Source organism: Desulfamplus magnetovallimortis, from assembly GCF_900170035.1.
In the GTDB taxonomy this organism is placed as follows: Bacteria; Desulfobacterota; Desulfobacteria; order Desulfobacterales; family Desulfobacteraceae; genus Desulfamplus; species Desulfamplus magnetovallimortis.
The window spans coordinates 227,051-248,212 of the sequence record NZ_LT828544.1 but is presented as its reverse complement, the minus strand read 5'-3'; the positions used below and the strand labels follow the sequence as shown (position 1 = coordinate 248,212).

Annotated in this window: 15 protein-coding genes and 1 pseudogene; 12 read left to right on the top strand and 4 right to left on the bottom strand. The window is 39.9% G+C overall.

Translation table 11 applies throughout. The features are described 5' to 3' along the window. The 6 genes from MTBBW1_RS11295 to MTBBW1_RS11270 form a co-directional block, all read left to right on the top strand. On the top strand, positions 1-598 hold a 598-nt coding region (locus MTBBW1_RS11295), incomplete at its 5' end, for a PspA/IM30 family protein (RefSeq protein WP_080803481.1). Positions 599-874: 276 nt separating this feature from the next. Beyond that, positions 875-1,423 (top strand): DUF4178 domain-containing protein, encoded by a 549-nt coding sequence (locus MTBBW1_RS11290; protein WP_080803479.1) that lies wholly within the window; start codon positions 875-877, stop codon positions 1,421-1,423. A 131-nt stretch (positions 1,424-1,554) separates the two neighbouring features. Continuing rightward, on the top strand, positions 1,555-4,095 hold the full coding sequence (locus MTBBW1_RS11285; RefSeq protein WP_080803474.1) for a bacteriohemerythrin: 2,541 nt from the start codon (positions 1,555-1,557) through the stop codon (positions 4,093-4,095). Positions 4,096-4,112: 17 nt separating this feature from the next. Beyond that, positions 4,113-5,039 (top strand): formylglycine-generating enzyme family protein, encoded by a 927-nt coding sequence (locus tag MTBBW1_RS11280; protein WP_139786742.1) that lies wholly within the window; start codon positions 4,113-4,115, stop codon positions 5,037-5,039. A 261-nt stretch (positions 5,040-5,300) separates the two neighbouring features. Then, positions 5,301-5,552, top strand: a complete 252-nt coding sequence (locus MTBBW1_RS11275; RefSeq protein WP_080803467.1) for a type II toxin-antitoxin system Phd/YefM family antitoxin — start codon at positions 5,301-5,303, stop codon at positions 5,550-5,552. Next, positions 5,549-5,824 carry a type II toxin-antitoxin system RelE/ParE family toxin gene (locus MTBBW1_RS11270; RefSeq protein WP_080803464.1) on the top strand — a complete coding sequence of 92 codons (276 nt, stop codon included), beginning with the start codon at positions 5,549-5,551 and terminating at the stop codon, positions 5,822-5,824. The genes MTBBW1_RS11275 and MTBBW1_RS11270 overlap by 4 nt, the downstream gene beginning before the upstream one ends. A 333-nt stretch (positions 5,825-6,157) precedes the next feature. Here MTBBW1_RS11270 and MTBBW1_RS11265 read toward each other — a convergent pair whose 3' ends face one another. From MTBBW1_RS11265 to MTBBW1_RS11255, 3 genes are all read right to left on the bottom strand, one after another. Continuing rightward, the gene (locus tag MTBBW1_RS11265; protein WP_245809342.1) at positions 6,158-7,861 is read right to left on the bottom strand and encodes a 30S ribosomal protein S1; all 1,704 of its coding nucleotides are present in this window, start codon (positions 7,859-7,861) and stop codon (positions 6,158-6,160) included. Positions 7,862-8,000: 139 nt separating this feature from the next. Next, a complete protein-coding gene (locus MTBBW1_RS11260) occupies positions 8,001-9,299 on the bottom strand; it encodes a PilZ domain-containing protein (RefSeq protein WP_080803460.1) in 1,299 nt (432 codons plus the stop codon). Positions 9,300-9,439: 140 nt separating this feature from the next. Continuing rightward, positions 9,440-13,624: a class I adenylate cyclase gene (locus MTBBW1_RS11255; RefSeq protein ID WP_186441217.1), complete on the bottom strand. Its 4,185-nt coding sequence runs from the start codon at positions 13,622-13,624 to the stop codon at positions 9,440-9,442. 685 nt (positions 13,625-14,309) lie between these two features. Between MTBBW1_RS11255 and MTBBW1_RS30340 the strand changes: the two are divergent. From MTBBW1_RS30340 to MTBBW1_RS11245, 3 genes and pseudogenes are all read left to right on the top strand, one after another. Further along, positions 14,310-14,366: pseudogene (locus MTBBW1_RS30340) on the top strand (hypothetical protein); the annotation flags it as partial. An 87-nt stretch (positions 14,367-14,453) separates the two neighbouring features. Continuing rightward, positions 14,454-17,042 carry a hypothetical protein gene (locus MTBBW1_RS11250; RefSeq protein ID WP_080803455.1) on the top strand — a complete coding sequence of 863 codons (2,589 nt, stop codon included), beginning with the start codon at positions 14,454-14,456 and terminating at the stop codon, positions 17,040-17,042. Continuing rightward, positions 17,036-17,314 carry a hypothetical protein gene (locus MTBBW1_RS11245; RefSeq protein WP_080803453.1) on the top strand — a complete coding sequence of 93 codons (279 nt, stop codon included), beginning with the start codon at positions 17,036-17,038 and terminating at the stop codon, positions 17,312-17,314. The genes MTBBW1_RS11250 and MTBBW1_RS11245 overlap by 7 nt, the downstream gene beginning before the upstream one ends. Positions 17,315-17,482: 168 nt before the next feature. On the opposite strand, the gene MTBBW1_RS28325 is transcribed toward MTBBW1_RS11245, so the two are convergent. Continuing rightward, positions 17,483-17,629: a hypothetical protein gene (locus MTBBW1_RS28325; RefSeq protein ID WP_186441216.1), complete on the bottom strand. Its 147-nt coding sequence runs from the start codon at positions 17,627-17,629 to the stop codon at positions 17,483-17,485. A gap of 141 nt (positions 17,630-17,770) precedes the next feature. Between MTBBW1_RS28325 and MTBBW1_RS11240 the strand changes: the two genes are divergently transcribed. The 3 genes from MTBBW1_RS11240 (at position 17,771) to MTBBW1_RS11230 (ending at position 20,977) form a co-directional block, all read left to right on the top strand. Then, positions 17,771-18,076, top strand: a complete 306-nt coding sequence (locus MTBBW1_RS11240) for a J domain-containing protein (RefSeq protein ID WP_080803450.1) — start codon at positions 17,771-17,773, stop codon at positions 18,074-18,076. Positions 18,077-18,502: 426 nt separating this feature from the next. Then, on the top strand, positions 18,503-19,129 hold the full coding sequence (locus MTBBW1_RS11235; protein ID WP_080803448.1) for a nucleotide exchange factor GrpE: 627 nt from the start codon (positions 18,503-18,505) through the stop codon (positions 19,127-19,129). A 24-nt stretch (positions 19,130-19,153) separates the two neighbouring features. Continuing rightward, positions 19,154-20,977 (top strand): Hsp70 family protein, encoded by a 1,824-nt coding sequence (locus MTBBW1_RS11230; protein ID WP_080803443.1) that lies wholly within the window; start codon positions 19,154-19,156, stop codon positions 20,975-20,977. Positions 20,978-21,162: the final 185 nt, after the last annotated feature.

Below are 21,162 nucleotides of genomic sequence, written 5' to 3'. Positions count from 1 at the left end.
TAAAAAGGATCTGACAGAAGCAATGACCGCTCTTGCAGAAGTAAAGGGTATTGCCATAAGAACCCGCAAGGAAGCAGAGAATAAAAAAAATCTTGCAGCAGACTATGAAAGGAAGGCCATGCTGCTGCTCCAGAAAATGCAGAACAACCAACTTGCACCCGAAGAAGCGGAACGCCTTGCCACCGAAGCATTAAACAGAAAAGAAGAAAACTCCCGTGATGGCGAACGTCTCTCAATTGAAGCCCAGACCCATGAAAACAGAAGTTCCTCACTACAGGCCAAAGTGAATAAGCTCAAATCCACCATAACATCATACGAAAATGACCTCATCACACTTAAAGCCCGTGCAAGAACAGCAGCATCCACCAAAAAAATCAATGCCCAGCTTGCAAATATAGATTCATCATCCACCATTGCCATGCTTGAAAAGATGAAAGCCAGAGTTGAAGAGGATGAATCCCTTGCAGACGCCTATGGTGAAATTGCAGGAGTAAGCACATCAGTGGATTTCGAGATTGATGCTGCCATTGACGGTGCTTCCACACCATCAACATCCCAGAGTCTTCTTGAATTAAAACAAAAGATGGGAATTTCCTGAAAAAACAAAAAATTGAATTTGGTTATAACGTCGGCAACTGTAGTGGCAATCCTGTGTGATTGCCCTCTTGCGTAATTGCCCTCTTGTGTGATTGCCCTCTTGTGTGATTGCCCTCTTGTGTGATTGCCCTCTTGTGTGATTGCCCTCTTGTGTGATTGCCCTCTTGTGTGATTGCCCTCTTGTGTGATTGCCTCTTGAAGGGCAGACACGCAGGTATGCCCTTACAAAAATGGCCGAAAATGTAATCAAGTCCCAAAAATTCTGGGGAGACTATTAATGGGCTTAATGGATTTTTTTAAAAAGAAACTTCACCTCAACGGGCCAGATCCACTTAATCTTACCCTTGCCAGCATGAAAAAGGGATATTATGTGGATTATGACATGAAAACCTGGCAAGTGACATCCTGCAACCGTTATGAGTGGGGCCCCCGTGATATAACCTGGGAGTGGCAATTGCAATGCCACGATGATGTTATCTACCTGGAAAGAGAGCATGATGATGAGGATTACTGGAGTATAAGCAGAAAAATTCCCTTCAGCCGACTTGATCCAGGAATCAGGGAAAAAATTATCCGCTCTGATGAAGCACCTGACAACCTTCTTTTTGAAGGAACTGTTTATTACATTGACGAAACAGGGGGCGCACATTTTTTTGGAAATGACAGTGTGCAGGGTCAGGAGGTCTTCAAATGGGATTACGCAGATGAAACCGAGACAAAGTACCTGACAATTGAGCAATGGGGAGATAACGACTATGAACTTTCTGTAGGTACTTCTGTCCAGGAGTATCAATTCTCTGACATTCTCCCGTCAGAAATCAAATAATTACTTACAAACTACACTTTGATCTTAAACCCAATTACTTAGCATCAATCCCAGCTATGCTTGTCAAAAAAAGGAGCCGGTAAAAAATTACACTTTAATCATTAACATTAACACATTTATACGGGGTAATTATGATATCAATAATCAAAAAAAGCCTGCGAATTAAAATTTTGCTTATACTGGTTTTTATTCTAATTCTTTCCTTTGCCGGATTGTCTTTTTCAATTGTGAAAGTCCAGACATTAATGCTTGAAGAGATGACTGACACCATCAACAGCAAACTTAAAAAAACTGACCTTAATACCCAGAACTACTTTGTCTCCCTTGAAGAAAACCTAGTTTCATCCCTTATGCTGATGAAGGAAGAAGTAACCTCAAATGTCTCGGCATCCACAGAAGAAGCCATATCACAGGAAGAAAAACAGCTCAAAGATGCCATGAATGCCCTTGTAAAGACCAACGCAACGGTTATTGCGGATCTCCTTGCCTCCATAAGCCAGACCTTCCTGATGGAAAAAATGTACAACCAAATCACCTCGTTTACAAGAGCACTTTGCGCATCAGATGAAGTCATTTATGCTTTTTTCCTGGATCAGGATGGCAAACCTGTGGTGAATTATATTGATTATGCCAATGATCAGATTGACAAATACCTTGATCAGGGAGAGGGAGACAGTGATATTGACATTCTTTTTAAAGAATCTCAAAAAGATCCGGAGGTTCTGATTCATGAAAAGGAACTTAAATTTTTTAACATCCCCCAGGGCAAAATAGTCATCTGTATTGCAAAAAAAGCTGTGGTTAAAGAGATAAAGGCACTTGTGGAAAGATTTGAACTGTACAAATCAGAAAATGAAGAAAACATAAGCGTGCTTATGAAAGCCCAGTCAGAAGAGACACTTCAGTTCATTCAGGAAAAGCTCAAAATAATAAACCACGACAATTCCGTTGCAATTCAGGAGACAGGTGTACTTCTTAAAAACGCCATAAGCCATGTAAATAAAAACAGCAGAAAAGTTATTCTGGTCATAGGTGCCATCTGTTGCTTTATTATCCTTATAGCCACAGCTCTCCTCTTTCGTTATATGATTCTTTCTCCTTTAAAGGATATTTCAGATGGACTTAAAGATACTGCAGAGGGAGAAGGGGATCTTACAAAACGTCTTCATGTCAACCGGACAGATGAAATAGGTGTACTTGCAGGCTGGTTCAATGCATTTATCTCAAGAATGAACAATATAATTGTTGATATAACCGAAAACGCCCAGACAGTTACAGCAGCATCAGCAGAAGTTCTATCTGTAGCTGAACAGATGTCCGAAGATGCTGCGGATCTCTCCATGCGTTCAAATACAGTTGCTGCTGCCACAGAGGAGATGAGTGCAAACATGAGTTCCGTTGCTGCTGCCAGTGAACAGTCTTCCACCAATCTTACCATTGTCGCTGACTCTGCAACTGAAATGAAATCAACAATTGGAGAGGTTGCCCAAAGCTGTTCAAGGGCACGCCAGATTTCTGAAAATGCAGCATCTGCTGTGGAAAGTGCATCCGGCAAGGTGACAAGGCTTGGAGATGCAGCACGGGATATTTCCAAAATAACAGAAGCCATAACAGAAATTGCAGAGCAGACAAATCTGCTTGCATTGAATGCCACCATTGAGGCAGCAAGGGCAGGTGAAGCCGGCAAGGGTTTTGCAGTTGTGGCAAGCGAAATCAAGAATCTTGCCACCCAGACCACCGAGGCAACCCTTGATATACGTAATAAAATTGCCGAAATTCAAACATCCACTCAAGAGACAATCAATGAGGTATCCACAATTTCAGGGGTCTTTACAGAGGTAAATGAGATTGTTTCAACCATTGCTGCTGCTGTTGAAGAGCAGTCTGCTGCAGCAAGCGAGGTATCTGACAATATTCAGCAGGCATCCCTGGGGATTGTCGAGGTCAATGAAAATGTTGCCCAGACATCCCAGGTATCAGCAGAAATTGCAAGCGATATCCATGTTGTCAACAATGTTGCAGAAACAATGTCCCAGAAAAGCGGACAGATGAACCTGAGTGCCCAGGATCTATCAGAGCTTGCCTACAAACTCAGGGATATGATAAGTGTATTTAAAATTTCTGCTGATAATAAAGGGAAAAAACAAAACAATGAAACACACACTTCCGATAGCGCACCAGGCAGGAATAAAAGTGCCACTGCAATAAGTAAAAAAAGTGTGGCTAAAAGTAAAAGTACCGATCCCAAAAACAGTCAAAATAAGATTTTCGACCTTATTACATGGGGTCCAAAACTTAAGACAGGCATTGATGAGATTGATGCCCAGCACAAGGAGCTGGTGAGAATGGTCAATGAACTTCATCGTGCCATGAAGATGAAAGCAGCCATTGAAAAATCAGGTAAAATACTTGATAATCTTGCCCAATATACAGTTTATCACTTTGGACATGAAGAGAAACTCTTCCAGAAATATCAATACCCAGAATCAAAGGAGCACAAAAAGATACACGAAAACCTTGTGAAAACTGTTACTGATTTTCAGAAGGATTTTAAATCAGGCAAGGCAAGTCTGTCAGTTGATCTAATGACGTTTCTTACTGACTGGCTGAAGGAGCATATAATGAAATGCGATATGAAATATGCTCCATTTTTTAAAAGCAAAGGATTGTGATCAAAGGAAAAATAATTTTGAAGTCATATGGAAAATGCCTGTTTGTATTGATTTACTCTTTTGCGATAATAATATCTGTTGTCAACCACGAAACAATAGCAGATTCAATTGAAAGCAAAGGAGCCCTTGAACAACAGCTACCTCAAAACTCTAAAAAACTGCCTCAATGGACAGAGCCTCTTACAGGTATAACCTTTATCCAAATACCAAAAGGATGTTTTTACATGGGCAGTGATTCCGGAAGCGTAAACGAAAAGCCCCGTCACAGGGTATGCATCGACAGTTTCTGGATGGCAGCCCATGAGGTAACAAACAGGCAATTCCAGATATTCAAGTCCTGCCCAGACAGCAACCTTTTCACCAGCAAATCGTATAACACCCGTTCCTATAATACCATGTTGCTGACCCTCAATGATCAGCCTGCACTTCATGTTTCATGGAATGATGCAATGGCTTTTATAAAATGCCTCAATAATCAGGGAAACGGAGTGTTTCGCCTGCCTACGGAAGCTGAATGGGAGTATGCCGCAAGAGCCGGCACAACGTCAGAGTGGTTCTGGGGTGATAATGCTGAAGATGCGTGTCAGTATGCCAATGTTTTTGATGAGATTGGAAAAGAGAGAGGAACCTTTCCATGGCAAAACTATCCATGTTTCGACAGGTCCCCTGTAACATCCCCTGTAGGCTCGTATCTTCCAAATGCCTTTGGGCTTTATGATATGCTTGGTAATGTATGGGAATGGTGTGCTGATTCATATCAAAAGGATGCATATGCACACCATTCCGTTAACAATCCCATCTGCAACACAGGAGATACACTGCGCGTATTCAGGGGTGGAAGCTGGAACAATGCGCCAGCAATTGGAAGGTGCGCAAGTCGAAGCCGTAACACCCCGGATTTCTCAAGTTTGTACTTAGGGTTCCGTATTGTAAGGGAAGATTGATGGTTTAAGTGGACTCAATGTCAGGAATAAACGGGCATGGCTGCCATCCAGCCACCCCCGAATTGTATCCATTTCCACGGTAAAAAGCTTAGGAATTGTTTTTTAATAACTTGCCTATTCATCTCACCCCCAGCCACCTCTTACAGGCTTGCGATGGGGAGCTTGGGTAAGTGAATTAAACCCAATTACTTAGTGCTGACAATTCATACCCACAGACCATTCAAATGAAGAATCCCAAATAATGTTATCAACGAGGTTATTATGGACATTGTTACTGCAAATCAATTAAAAACAAAAGGGATATCGGTTATAGAAAGCAAATTAGCTGACAAAAAAGAGATCATCATCTCTGTACGTGGCAAAGAGAAATATGTAGTTATGGCCATAGAACAATATAATTATTTACGTGAATGTGAACTTGACGCAGCTTTGAACGAAACAAGAGCAGATTACCAAAACAATAAATTTATAACTGAAAGCGTTGAAGATCACATAAAACGTATTACAAAATGAAATACAAAATTATATATACAGAGAGCTATATCAATAAAGCCAAAAGATTTGCAAAGAAGCATCCTGAGTTGATCACACAATATGAAAAAACTCTTAAAATATTGGAAAATGCTCCACACCACCCATCATTAAGGCTACATAGACTTAAAGGAAAACTGAAAGATCTATATTCTATATCCATCAATATTTCCTATCGAATTACTCTTGAATTTTATTTTAATGACAAAGAGATAGTTCTGGTAAATGTTGGCCATCATGATGAAGTCTATTAAGGTAATACCGCAAAACTCACTTTTAAACCCATATAACGTACATGGCGGATTACCGCCACAATCGAAAGGTTGAAAGTCTTTATAAAAACAGCCACTTGCGGAGACTTTCATATAAACGTACATGGCGGATATCCGCCACAATCGAAGGAGTGAAAGTCGTTTTTAAAACAGGCTGTTACAGAGACTTTCATATAAACGGCCATGGCGGCATTCCCGCCACAATCGAATGGATGAAAATCCCCAAACTACGGGGACTTTCATATAAAAGCCAATCTTTATATATATTTTGTCATTCAAAAAACAGTGTTTATAAACGACTTTTGCGGTACTATCTCATTTCTTTTTCATGGCCTCCAAGAGAAGATCACCCATGGTTCCCATTCCCGAAGTTGAGACTGACTCCTTTGGTTTTTCAGCAACCTTTGCAAATGCCTTCCAGTCATCTCCCTCTTTCATGTCAGGAGGAGCAAGGGAGATACGCCTTGTATCTTCGCTTATATCTTCCACCATCACAGTGACACTGTCCCCTGGCTTTAACCTGTCATATAGTGAGGCGTCTGCGGCCTTTGCCATGGCAGAACCTGGAAGCAATCCTGTGACACCTGGCTCAAGATTGATAAAGATACCAAATTTTTCCCTCTTCTCTGTTTTGCCTTCAACCACTGTTCCCTTTGGATAACGGGAAGCTGCTCCATCCCATGGATCACCGTGGGTATCCTTCATGCTGAGAGATATTCTTCTGTGTTCCATATCAATCTCTTTTATGGCAACCTGAATTGTCTCTCCCTGCTCCACAACATCTTCAGCTTTAAGAACTCTTTTTGTATGGCTCATCTCACTTAAATGCACAAGACCATCCACACCCGGGGCAATCTCTACAAACGCTCCAAAAGGAGCAAGACGCACAACCTTTCCGGTAATCTGCTCTCCAACGGAAAAAGTCTTTTCCACTGTTTCCCAGGGATTCATGGAAGTCTGTTTCAAAGATAGGGATATCTTAGGTGTATCAGCCCCCTTTTTAGTCTCTATTTTCAATATTTTGACCATCATGGACTGATCTTCTGCAACAGCATCAGAAGATTTATCAACCCTGGCCCAGCTCAACTCTGAAATATGGATCATGCCTTCAACACCTGGAGCAAGTTCAACAAAGGCTCCATAGGGCATAAGCTTTACAACCTTTCCCTGGACAATGTCACCCTCTGAAATTGTCTTAAGATAGGTTTCCCGACTCTCCTTGATTTCCCTCTGAAGCAGGCTTCTTCTTGAAAGCACAATATTTTTGCCACCTTCGGAATATCGTGTTACAAGGAAACTGAATGTCTTGCCAATATAGCTCTCCTGCTCATTCTCCTCAACGTAACGTGTATCAATCTGGCTTACAGGGCAAAATGCCCTTTTGCCCATAACAGCTACGCTGAATCCACCTTTTACTATACCGGCAACTTTTCCTTCAACAGGGGTTTTATTCATGGAAGCCTCTTCAAGCATGGCCACAGAACCTGCACCTGAAAGAGCTCGGGAGAGGATAACTTCACTCTCGTTTGACGACACAACATAAAGGCTTAAGGTGTCTCCCTCGTTATATGGGAACTCCCCATTTTCATCAAGCAGCTCGGCTTTGTCAACAACACCGTCACTTTTTGTGCCTGTACTGACATATACACTGTTTTTTCCAATTGATATAATGGTGCCATCTATCTTGTCGCCCTGTCGGATATCATGACTGATCTCTGCATCATATGAGTTCAGGAGGGCTTCAAAACTCTCTTCCTGTTCCATATTGTCAGGTAAATGGTCATCTTCAGATTCTTGTGAAAATTTCTCTTCGGTTCCTGATTCAAAATCTTTTTCACCTTCACCTGGCGCCACATCCTGGGATATATCTGACGATCCATATTCCATATCAGAATCAGAAATTTTATCTTTATCAGAACAGGAAATCCCGTTCATATCAGCACCGGAAACCCCGCGATCTTGTTTTTCCTGATCAGACAAAATCTCCCCAGAACCATTTACCTCAAACTTTTGTGACATTTTAATTCCCCCGAAAGCTGCATGTAAGACAGTCTTTCACACATAAAATTTTTTCATATGAAAGTCTCCAGAATTTTTTTTAAGACTTTCATCTATTCGATTGTGACGGACATCCGCTATATACGTTATACCCAAAAATTTACTCCATGTTCTCTGACACATACTCATGAATAACTTTCTGTACATCCTGAGAAATATCAGAAAACTGAACTCCATATGAAACATTAAGCTGTTTTTTCTTTACACTTCTTATTATCCCGGAAATATTATAGCATTCGGCACTTCCAGGAAAACAACATTTTATCTCAGCAGTTTCACTGCTCCTTGCAATATAATTTTTTTCAGAAGGATCATATACAACATCTAAACGGCAGCCCTGGATACTGATATCATTAATAATTGCATCCTTGCCTTTTCCTCTATAAGTCAATGTTGAAGGTATCCTGCAGCTAACCCTGTCAGATGTACGCAGATCCTTTATTCGAAGCTCCTTGGGATATTCCAGAATAACCGCTCGAACAGGCTTGGTTAAATGCTCAATGATATTTGATGAAAAGTTAAGTTCCTTCCCTTTGAAGATACATGTAAATTCAAGCCTGTTACCAGCAAACAGTTTACCCTTTATGGTGTTATATGGAGAAGGCAGGCAGATCTGAATATATTCATATTTTTCAGTACCAACAAAGGTTGTTGTTACAGGGATGGCAATATCCTCAATTTTTACATTAAACTTCACCCCGGGCTCAATTTTTAAATCAACTTCCTTGCCAAAAAGGATCTGTTTTTTATCTCTATCCTTTCCGTTTGTGGCTTTTTCAGTCCCACCCTTGTTTTTCCCTTTTTCACTTGTGGGTTCTGAATCTTTATCAACTGATTCTTCAGGATCCGGCTCAGGCTCAACATATTTGTTGTTTTTTGCATCCTTAAAAAAATCAATTTTCTTTTTTGCAAGCTTGTATTTCTCTCCGCACTCCTTTTCTTCTGGCTTAAGGAGTTTAATTTTTTCTACATAGTCATCCTTGGAAATAACCCCAGCTTCAAGAAGTTTTGCCTCTTGGACAATAATTTTCTTAATTTCTGCAAATCTGTGGGCTGAATCCTTTTTATCCGCAAGATATGAAGCTATCCTGTTATCAATCTCTTTCCTTATCTTTTCCAGAACAGGAGTATTTTTTTCGATAAAGCCTGAATACTGCTCATGCAGTGCCTTGAATCTTTCTTCTGTAATCTGTCCTCTGGCAGCTTCAAGCTTTTCAAGTTTTGTCTTGACCTCACTCATTGCAGTGAAAAGTTTGCAATGCTGTTTTGCAAGCTCATTATCATCCGTGGTCACTTCTTTTTTGGAAGCAGAATCAGCATCCCCATTATCAGAAGCATTTGAGGAGTCATCATTTTTTTTATTGAACATCCCTGTTATGGGCTTAAAAAGAGATTTCATATTCCAGTCTCACTTTTGAGTACTTGTAGTGGTAGTGTACCAACACGAATTTGTATATAAAGTTCCCACATTTAAATCAAGCACAAATATAATGAAGAAGACAATATTGATCTCTAATATTATCCTTTACTGTTTTCATATCAATGCTGTATTCTGAATAGTTTATACTTTTCCGGAACAACAAGCCAATCAAGTTCCCGTTTCACTCTATAGATAACATCAGCAGAAGTTTTTATTCCTGAAGGAAGCCTGCATGAATGACAGAACATCTCACCCCAACTGTTGCGATAAACAGCGCAGCACTCTGTAATATTTTTGGAATCCCTTGGAACTGTAAAATTGATAGATACAAATAGAGATAAAATCCGGCTTTTTGTATAAAGATCATCTCCTGTTATCTCTTTTACCATTTCATCTTCAAAAAAATCATACATGTTTTTCATCAAAACCCGAATGTCGTTTGCTCTCACATGTGTGGGATTAGGTTCAAGCTTGATGTATGCCTCGGTTGAGTAGAGGTGGTTATGGATAAGCCATGCCGCAATCTCTTCAACTGTAGCGGCCGTTTTTAGTTTTTCAACCTCTTCAATACCTTTTGTGCGATCAGTCCACTTATGCATCAATGTCCATTCAGCTTTTTTGAGCTTATTTCTGGAATATATAAGGGTCAAACCATTTAAAAGCCCTTCTTTGGAAACCAGAAGTACAGTCGGAACCTTTGACTCTTCCCTGTTGAAATGTACAAACATTTTCCTTCCAAGAACAGTTCTGTCCCTTGGAGTCAAAAGAGATTCCTGCTCAGCAGAAACACCAAGTGCATCCCTTACACTGCTGTAGGTTTTCACCATGAATTTTTCTATTCGGCCACTCTGTCTTGAAATATGGCTGAATGACCAGTTTTTAAAATTACCGGCATCAAAGACTGCCTCTTTATCCCAGCCCCACTCATCAATACACTTTTCAACCAGAATACCTTTTAAACCAAAGGCGCTTTTTTTAAGATCTCTTTCATCTGTTATGTTGATTTTTGAAAAAAAGCTGGACTGAACAATCTCTGAAAAATGCTTCTTTTCCAGATTTCTGTTGTAGTACTCAACAAGGCTCTGGAGCAAAATATAATATGGATCAGATTTAACAAGCATAAACTGCAATCCCGGATTCATCCACTGATCCTTGAAGCGGTTACACAGAAGCATCCTGTCATCTTTTTTTTCATGGATATATTTTTCAAGCAGTCCCATTTTCAAAACTGATTTAAAGGGGCTTTTGAGATATTTGAACATCTGCCACACAGAAGCTCCAAAGTATTCACCGGTGGGAATATCGTGTATATCACCAAAGTCAATAAAACCACCGCTTCCAGGAGCTGGAGATGCTCTTGTAAAAAGGTCGTGATAATAATTTTTGCTAACTTTAACAGGCAGAGTTGCCCAGAACGGGATTTTTCCTGCAACATGAATCATGCTGCGATAAAACTCTTCCTTGAGAAGGCGTCCCTGTGCAGAACCTGAACTTTCGCTATCAGATTCGCCAAAAACCGACCTTCGGGCATCCTCAATATCAACAACAAAAAAATGAATCTCCGTCCTGAATTCATCCTGTGCCCATTGTTCAATGGCTCTTAGTTTTTCAGTCAGCAAATCCATCATTGCGGAACTGAAAAGCACAGAGCGGATGCAGATCCAGTAATCAATGTCAGATCCCAATGTATGGGCAATGGAACCAATGCTTCCTATGGTAAAAACCCCTTCAATAAAGGAGTTGGCTCTTTCGATAAACAACATGGCATCCTTGGCAAGATACCTTTTTGCGGCATATTTACGAAATAATTTTTCTGTCTCACTGCCGGGAAGATAACCTGCTATACCACTTGGGATACTCTTCTGAATCCTTTTCTCACGATTCTCCCAGGTGGCATCAAACATAAGCTGCGCAAGCTCTATTGATCTTGATGAAGGTTTGTAAAGATCAATGTTTTCGTGGATAAGAAGGGGAATAAGCTCAAAGAGATCTGCCTGCTCAGGTTGAAAAAGATCAAAGGCAACTGTGATGGCATATCTGTTCTTTTGAAGAAACAGCCTTTTCCCCTGGTGTATCAATTCGGAGAAAAGAAGCATCTTCAACTCGTTGGCAATGGTGTAATCGTTTAAAATAACTTTAAGATAAGGGCTTATCTCATGGGTGGGAAGCTCAAAGATTCGGGAATTCAGGTTTGAATACTCAGTTTCAGCCTTGGAAAGACTATGTGGTGAGAACCTGCAAAATTTTCCGGTTGCACCTGAGAAATCTGTTTTATCAAGTTTTGCATGGACAAACGAAACATAAGTTATCTGAGAAGATGCAAATGTTGCTCCGGACAGGTCTGTTCCCTGTAACTCTCCGTAGTCTTCAAAAAATCCTGATACATTATTGCCATGACGGCTTTCTGAATAGACTTTTGGATGGCCTTTTCCGGATCCTCTGGATTTTTTACCACTTTCATTGTCTGATGAGCCATTATCTTGATCAAGGGCATCTTCAGCTTTTGCCCTGGAAAAAGTTGTAGCTGCAATAATGCAACCTGCAAACACAGTTTCAACCATGCTTGATGAATTAAAACTGCTTTTAAAAAACGAAGAGCCTTTAAAAATACAATAATTAAAATCTGCCTTATCTGCCCTGACATCAATAAAAACGCATTTTTCAAAAATTGTTTTTTCAAATTTTACTCCGGTCATTTTTACCTTGTAAAACATGGTATTTTTGAAAACTGCGCTTCCAAAGGATGAAAACGAAAAATCAAGATTTCTGATAACACACTGGTCAAAAAAAGCAGGGGCAACAAAGGCATTAAAGGAAAGATCAATATCCTCAATCAATTCACGGTTAAAAATGACAGAGTCCCGGGAAGCGGCATCCCTGAAAGCTTCAAGCTTCTGCCCCAGGGTTGTTGCAAACATGGATTGAAAAAAACCTGTTTTCTCTTTTTTAATTTTGATATTACGTGCCTGTTTCAGGAGGTTATCAAAAATCTGGCGTAAAGATTTTTTTTCATGCTGAAGCCTTATGTTGATGATTCTTGTCAACTCTCCAGCAGCAGACTGAATCTGGGGGCTGGAGTGCTTCAGTGCAGGTTCAAGCTTTGCTATAACTCTCTCCGGTCTTTTCCGGATTATCCCGCAAATAAGAGCATGCTGAACCTCACTGTTATGAAAAAGCATTCCTGAAGGATCTTCGGCCATCTCCTGAATAAAACAGAGGGCAATCTTTGAAAGAGTTGAAAGCTCACTCTGAATATGCGGCATCAAATCAGGGCAACGCTGGATTGTTCTGTGGATAAGGACATTAAGCGGAAAGGCACTGCCCCTGGAGATGACGGCTGCCTTGAAAAGCGACATTGCCCTTGAAAGTCTTATCTTTTCAGGGTCATCCTCTTTGCACGGCGCATCAGAGGCAGGGGGAATCAACTGCTCAACAAGACCGTAAGATGCAGAATTAAACTGGGCAATAGCGTCAACTATGGTATCAGTAAGCTGAAAATAAGTTCCAACCGGTGAAAGTTCAATAATCTTAAATGCTGTCCAGCGAATCTCGGAAGAGCTTTCTGAGGTTATTATTTTCAACATCAATGATGGATTGATTTTCTCGGAAAGTATGGCGGCAGCTTTAAGAGCCTTTATACGTACTTCAACTGTTTTCTCGTCATTGTTAAACTCCGATGCAAGGATCTCAGCAGGATTTCTCAATGAGGATTTTATATTTTCAAGAAAAAGGTCTGAAGCAATCTCCTTGTCAAACAGATCTGCATAGAATTCCAGCACAGCCTTCCTGTCGCTTATCCCCCTTAGTATCTTTACAAAATCTTCAGCATATTCACGCCTTACAGATGGTGTTGATGAAAGATATTGACTTACAAGAGCAAGCCGCCCCTGTTCTGATATGGAGCTTGCAACAAGTTTCAGGGTCTGCATGGAAAACTGTGCTCCCTGACAGAGTTTCCACGCATAAAAGGGACTTCTTCCATCGGATTCAAGGAGAATTTCAAGATAAAGCTTCAAATCCTGAACAGAGAGATTTGCGTGAATGTGTCTGAAAACATGAACAGAGACAAGAGCTGAACTGAGAATTCCCTCTGTTTTATCTTCCTGCCCAAGCTCCCTGGAAATTCGTTGCTGGATAAGGCCAAGAAGCTCTCTTGCCCTGTTTCTTACGGCAAAATGAAATGATATCAAACCTGCCATAACCGGAACAATGGCATCTCCAGGTGACATCTCAACAGCCTGTTCAAGCAGAAGCATCTGCTGATTGCTGTCTGCCCTGTTCCACTCCTGATTAAAATTATTCAAGTCCATGTTTTACCGTAGAATATATAGATCTGTTTTCAGGCATTATTAAGTAATTGGGTTTAATTAACTTACCCAAACTCCCCTCCCAAGTCTGTAAAATGTGGCTGGGGGCGAGGTGAATGGGCAAGTTATTAAAAATCAATTCCTAAGCACTTTTCCATGGTGTCCCAAACCTATGATTATTCTGAACAGACATGCTTGTCCGAAGAGTCGTTTCTTATCAGATAAACGGATTTAGGAGACCACTTAGAATTTGGCCATGAGGGTTTAGTTGATATATAAGGATTACCAAAAAATCATTGAATATTTTTACTGAAAAATAGATAATACTTTTTTTTATCCAAAAAGCCAATGGGAACATCTTCATATTGTAAAGATAAACATCAGACATTTGAAAATGCACTCATATATATACCTTTGCTATCATGAGAGACAACGAGGTCATGATCATCTTTTAGACCATGTTTGGTATTGGCAATCCCCTGTGATTTTGCCTAGTGCAAGGGTATCAGGTTACCCCTACTTGACCAAACGATGATCAAGGCCGACAACACATAATAAAGGAGTATTCTATTTAAACCATTATGGCCTCTAAAAAAAAACAACTTAAAAAAAAAGACAAAACGAACGGCAAAAGCTTTTAAGCAAAAGTTACCCCCAACTTGTTGAACATGGAGACAATAACTTTGAATCCGGCAAATACAGGGAGGCAATAAAATATTACAAGGAAGCTCTTAAACTAAAAAACAGTGACAGTGAAAATCAAAAGATAAGAAACAAGCTTTTTAAAACATACTGCTACCGTGCCCAAATACTTAAACAAAAAAACATGAATTCAGAAGCAGCAACACTTGAGCAGCAGGCATTTGCATCTATACTGGACATCACAGAGATTGGCAAAGAGGATATGATGATAATGCTTAAAGTTGCCGATCCTGAAAAAGCAATTGATGCATACATAAAATATTCCAAGGCTCATGGTACCATAAAAGAACTTGAGAAAATTGTTGCAGATATCCTTATATCAAGTCACTGCTGGAACATTGTTTTGTCGTCCCGTGAAGAGACCCATTTAAAGCTTATTAAAAAAGACATTCCTGTTATGAAAAAAGCTGTGGAGCTTATGGACAGCGGTAGCTGGCATGAGGCAATGGAAGTAATGGGTTCCCTGCCAAGATCGTCGTCGTTCTCCCATGTCAGAATGTTTTGCCGGGCAATGATCTCTTTTTATGATAATAACACCCTGGATATGGAAAAAGCCATATCCATGATTCCGGCATATTCCTATCTTTTCGAGATTGCCAAGGCATTGAAATTTTCTCCGGAACAGTTTAACCATGAAAAAAATAGGGATAACGTCACGCCATCAGCTTCAGGAGCTTCTTCATCATCTGTTTCCAAGTCTGAGTTGCCTTCTGTTTCCAAATCGGAATTCACTTCTGTTTTAAATTATAATACTTTAGTAAAATCTTTGTGGGAAGGCCCCTTTAGCATCAATGAGACGCTTTCTGAAATTGTCAAACTTGCAAAAAAACATCAATATTCAAACAAAATGGGGGAATGCATCAAAAAATTTGCAGTTCAACTCTATCCTGAAGATGTGGAGACTGCAACACTTTTCATCATTGAAACTCTTCTGGAAAACACTCACCTCTCAAAAGATACATTTCTGAACATGGCAAGAAATTTATTGCCCAACAGGATTGAAATGTTTGAGTCCAAAATTCATTTATATACAATGGAATCCCCGCTTCAGGCAACAGTCAACTGTTTTAAGCATTTAAAAAAGGAATTCAAATCTGAAGATGAGCAGGCCATAGCAAAAGCCATGCTGATATCATATATAGCCAAAATATTTTACAAAAACTCACAGGATTTTAATCTGACGACCCAGCCTAACAATCTCAAAAAACAATTCTCCATCAAATCAAAGGAAAACAACGTGGCAATTCTGGAGTTGATCTGCTTTGGTATTGGCATTGACCCGCAGAACAGAGAGCTGTACCAGATTGCTGAAAGTATTCCAATATTGAGCAGAAATGAAAAAAACGCTTATGAACGAATCCTTGAACTCATGATTAATGCATGGCCGGATGACCCTGAGCCATGCTTAAAAATGTCATCTCTATATCACAGCAAAAATGCATATCGAAAGGCTGAAGCAATTCTGAAAAAAGCCGCTGAACTTGCACCCCACGACAACAAAGTAATTGAACAGCATGTTATATCCCTGCTGATCGCTGCAGATAAAAATGCAAAAAACTTAAAGTTCCATTTGGTATGGCCGGATGTTGAAAAGGCCAAAACCTTTAATGCCCCAGGCTGCAGACTGCTTATTGGTGAAAAAATCCTGTTCTATAAAATCCTTGAAAAATCCTCTTGGGATGCCAAGCTTGTTGAAAAACACATTGAAGATTTTTCCATGGCTGAACAGATCAGGATAATCATAATGATGATGCAGGATATCCATGAAAAAGCAAACAAGGGTAGAGCAGTTATCACTCAAGGTGTTAAAAAAAACTTGCAGAGTGTTTTGAGTTACATGGACAATCTTTCATCCTTTGATATCCTTACTATTTTGCATCCCCTACCAAAGGAGTGGGCTCACAATTTTACCAATCTTCTTCCCATGATGATGCTTTTCAATTTATCGAAGAACTCAACAATTGAAGCCATGCTCAAAAAAATGGATGATTGTGACCTGTTCTCTTTGTTCCACAAAACTGCCCCACCCCAGCTCAATATATTTTTTGCAAAGGAACTTGAGATAAGAGTAAAAAATATGGAGGAGCAGCAAAATATAACAAAATCAAAAAAAGAATCAGGAAAATCCAAAAAAACAGGCGCATATGCAGAAAAAATTCCTGAAAGAACATCATCTGAAAAGATACTTCTCAGGTTTTATTGTGCTACTATTAATAGTATTGCTAATTATTCAGAATACTTGTATAGAAGTTATGGTTCACAGGACATGCGTACTCTTCATGATACATATATGGATATTATCAAAGATATTGACCCTGAAACCGAAAAACTTCTCAAAGATGCAGCAATAAAACTTTCAAGAAAGGCCTTTGGTCCGCTTCAGACTGCCCTGGAAACCTTTAAATTTGAAATACTTTCACCACGCCTGCCTTCATTTCCTCTTAATCTCAACCCTTTTGCTACACTATTTGATGACGATGATGAATGGGACGAAGATGATGAGTGGGATGATGATGATGAATGGGATGACGATGATGAGTGGGATGATGATGACGAATGGGATGAGGATGATTTCAATGAAGCAGAAGATGCTTTTTTTGATGCATTGTTTGGAGGCTCTCTTCCCTCCCCCTTTGATTTTGACAAAAAGAAAAAGGAAAAACAGCTAATCCTTTTGACCTGTCAGAAGATTTACTGTCCCATCCTATGTTGAAGGTATTCATTTCCGATTTGCTAAAGGAGATTGTTAACTCAAAAGACAGCCATGATATCAGGAAGCTTTTTGATGATACTCTATCTGAGATGGAAGCAATAATTGACAGGGAAGGTCTCAGAGGCAAACCTGCTTCAATACTTAAAAGCGCAAAGAAAAAACTGCTCAATGATCTTGATATGAAAAACCGTGCAGATATAATTAACTTGTGTTATAAATCCCAGGCAAAGTCAAAGTTGTCAAGGGAAGCAAAAACGATCTTTATAACATAGTGCATTGTCAAAGCTAAAAATTGATGCCCCTGTAAAAAGTCGAAATCGGCAAAATCGCTATTAATAAGTTCAGCACCTTACGGATAAAAAAAAGCTGAAATCGGACTTTTTACGAGACTATCAAAAATTAGGGCTCGGTTAATTGTAGAGACAAGGCATGCCTTGTCTCTACGTTGCAGATAACAGATAGTTAGACTTTTCCATTATCAATTTAATTATCCGGAATACTACAGATTCAAAATCGACACCTATGATCTTGTAAGCCTTGTCAACACTGTCTGAATCAGGATTCCCAAGATTAACAAGATAAGGCAAGATTTTCTATCTTGAGCATCCTATCCATCCTGGTTATCCTGGTTCAGACAACTGCAATAACTTCGGAAAAAGCAATAAGATGTCGATTTTGAGTACAGAACCAATTAAGACCAAAGAGATATAAAGGAATTCGGTTACATTATGCTTAAAGAATGCTTAGTTTTAAACATTCCCCTGGATGCCTCTGATGAGCAGATACGCAAACGCTACCTGGAACTTGTCAAAAAATATCCACCGGAAAGAGAGCCGCAACAGTTTCAAAAGATCAACTCTGCATATGAAGAGATAAAAGATCAGAGAAGTCGTGTAAAATCAAGACTTTTTTCTACATTTAAGACCGTAACAACTGAAGTGGCACTGCAGGAACTTGCCTCTGTTGCCAAATTCAAAAAAAGAAATGCAGGGTTAAAGGAACTTTTTCAATCCGCAGGTATCACCAACGCATGAGACTTAAAAATCAGTTTAAAATAGCTTGCCAATTTACCTCACCCCAACTCTCCACCTTTGGAAAGATGGGGGCATGGGTAATTTACATTACACTTGTTCGCTAATTTTTTACAACGCCTCAAGGATGGACAATATGAATTTTGAATCAAATCAGATTAAAAACAGTGTCACCGAATTTTTCACCAACAGGATTGTAGCACCATAAAAAGATTATGGATTGCCATTCTGACATTTTTCAGAAATTTTTCAATATTTCCTGACAATCTTCCATCAGAAGAGTCATCCGATCCTCAGCCTCAGGAACCTTTAACCGAGGCAAAATGGAAAGATGATGCCCTTGAAGAGTTTAAACAGTGGCTTGCAGAAATCCCCTCAGAAGAGCACCCTGCCCAAACAGTTACACCAGACACATGTGACCTCTACACAATGCTGTCGGAATTTATTGCATTGCGTCAGGAGATCAAAATGCAGAATCGGGAGCAGCACAGAACTGTTGCTGCACTCAATTCTGTTAAAAACGTAACAGATGAATATGAAAACTTTTTCAGAATATTTAAAGAAAAAACAAATGAGCTGGCTCAACTTGAACAGAATATTCGCCAAAACTGTGAAAAAAAATCTGTTGCCCATTTTTTTGATGTAAGGGATTCATTGGTAAGAGGACATAACGCAAGCGTTGAAATTGCTTCCAAAAAAGGCTTTTTTACCCGTCCTCCAAAAGGTATAGAGAAGATATCTGAAGGGTATGAGATGGCAATAAACCGGTTTGATAAGGCCCTTTCAATGATGGATATTGATCCTGTTGAAACAAATCAGATGCCTTTCAATTCCGAAACAATGAAGGCTGTTGAGACACGTGAAATGCATGGAGTTGAAAACGGAATTGTAATTGAGACCATATCAGGGGGATTTATAAGGGGCAAAGAGGTATTGCGCCATGCAAAGGTTGTTGTCTCCCATGCTCCTGAAGCAATATCCCATACTCATGATGAACCACTACCCGCACTTGATGCCCCTTCATCCACTCAAAAAGAAACCGGCAAGAACGAATAGGACTTTAAAGGAAAAAAGATAAGTATGGAACCTGTAATCGGCATTGATCTGGGCACAACCAATTCGGAAGTGGCATTCATCATGGATGGAAAATCCCGGATTATAAAAGAAAATGACAATGGAATTGTACCATCCTGCGTAAGTGTTGATGGTAACTCAAAACGTATTATTGTAGGCATGAAAGCCAAAAACCAGGCTGTGCTTTACCCGAACGACACTGTATTATCTGTAAAAAGATCAATGGGAATTGATAAACGTTATGAACTTAACGGAACTTCATACTCTCCACAGGAGATTTCAGCATTTATCCTGAAAGAACTAAAAGAGAGGGCTGAGCGCGTTACAGGCATGGAAATTTCCCGTGCCGTCATTACCACACCTGCATATTTTACAGATGCCCAGCGCCAGGCAACAAGGGAAGCAGGCGAAATTGCAGGACTCAATGTAGTAAGGATACTTAACGAGCCCACTGCCGCAGCACTTGCATACGAGAGCGGAGAGACAAAATCCCGCAGGATACTTGTATATGACTTAGGTGGTGGAACCTTTGATGTTTCCATTGTCCGGCTTGAGGATGGTGTTGTTGAAGTTCTTGCCTCAACCGGAGACAATCACCTTGGAGGAGATGATTTTGACCATGAAATTGAAATCATGCTGATGAATCATCTCAATAGTGAATCAGGTGTCAATATCACTGATAACTCGGTTGCAAGGGCAAGGCTCAGACATGCTGCAGAACAGGCAAAAATTGAACTTTCATCTGCACCATTCACAACCATCCAGGAAGATTTCCTTACAAAAAACGCTACCGGAGAAGATGTTCATCTATCCTATGAACTCTCCAGGGTTGAGTTTGAAAACGCCATTTCAGAGTACCTTCAAAAAACCATGGACTCTGTAAACAAGGCGCTGAAAGATGCTTCCATGCTACCATCTGCACTGGATCAGATTATTCTTGTGGGCGGTTCAACAAGAATTCCCATGATATCAGCCATGCTGGAGGAAAAATTCAAACAGATACCCCACCAGGCCATTGATCCTGATCTTTGCGTTGCCATGGGTGCTGCAATCCAGGCAGGCAGAGAGATGGGTATTGAATCCTCTACCCTTCTGCTTGATATAACACCTTACACATTTGGGACATCTGCACTTGGTGAAATTGACGGGATGCCATGCAAGACCACTTTTGTCCCTATTATAAAAAGAAACTCCAAATTGCCGGCAGTTAAAAGCGAGGCATTTGCCACATTGTGTGAAAACCAGAAGCTTGTCGAGATTCTGGTATATCAGGGAGAAAAACCCAATGCCCTTGATAATGTCAAAATAGGCAGATTTGAATTTAAACTCTCCCCCAACCTTCCCGCCCACAGCATTATCATACTGAAATACGAGCTTGATATAAACGGTATTCTGAAAGTAAGAGGTATTGAAAAGGAGAGTGGAAGAGAGATAAACGGAGTTATTGAAAACGCCTTCTCGCAAATATCAGAAGATAAAATCAGCGCATCAAAGAGCAAAATTGACGATGCATGGGACACTTCTTTTTCCAATGACACATCTTCATCAGATGCAATTGACCATGCAGATGGTGCTTCTATCATAGATATAAATGAACACACCTCCAAAAAAGCCTTTGCAGCAAACAATAAAGAAATATCAAAAGAGACATCAGAAATAGATATTTTAATTAATAGGGCAAGGGATGCCATGAAAAGCGCTCCTGATGAAGACAAAAACGATATCATAAACCTGATTGAAGATATGACAGATGCCATTGAATCAGGAGACGATGATGCTTTAAATGAAGCCTCTCAAGAACTTGAGGATATCCTATTCTACCTTGAGTAAACTACTGCATTGTCAAAGCTAAAAATTAGGGTTCGTTTAATTGTAGAGACAAGGCATGCCTTGTCTCTACGTTGCAGATAACCCTAAAATTAAGTCTTGACGGTACACCAAGAGGCATTTTCTACCCGACAATCAAACCTTGAAAGTACACTACTGCTTATTTTTTAAGATACATGCAAAAAGGC